This window comes from Streptomyces griseicoloratus (genome assembly GCF_014534645.1).
GTDB classification, from domain to species: domain Bacteria; phylum Actinomycetota; class Actinomycetes; order Streptomycetales; family Streptomycetaceae; genus Streptomyces; species Streptomyces griseicoloratus.
In genome coordinates, this window is sequence record NZ_JACVQF010000076.1 from 1 (window position 1) to 240 (window position 240).

At 63.3% G+C, this 240-nt stretch carries 1 pseudogene; it reads left to right on the forward strand.

The window, feature by feature from the left end:
• Positions 1-240, forward strand: a pseudogene (locus tag H0H10_RS02285) (OmpL47-type beta-barrel domain-containing protein); the annotation flags it as partial.

A 240-nucleotide genomic window follows, 5' to 3' on the forward strand; every position in this document is an offset into this window, starting at 1 on the left:
GCACACCCTCACCTACCGAGCCACCGACAAAGCCGGCAACACCTCACCAGTCAAAACGGTCCAGTTCACCGTCATAGCACCCGAACCACCCAAGGACACCACCGCCCCGGACACCTCAGCAACCGTAACCGGAACCAAGGACAACGCCGGGAACTACATCTCCAGCGCCACAGTCACCCTGACCGCGTCCGACACCGAATCCGGCGTCGACACCATCCAGTACGCCCTCAACGGCGCCGC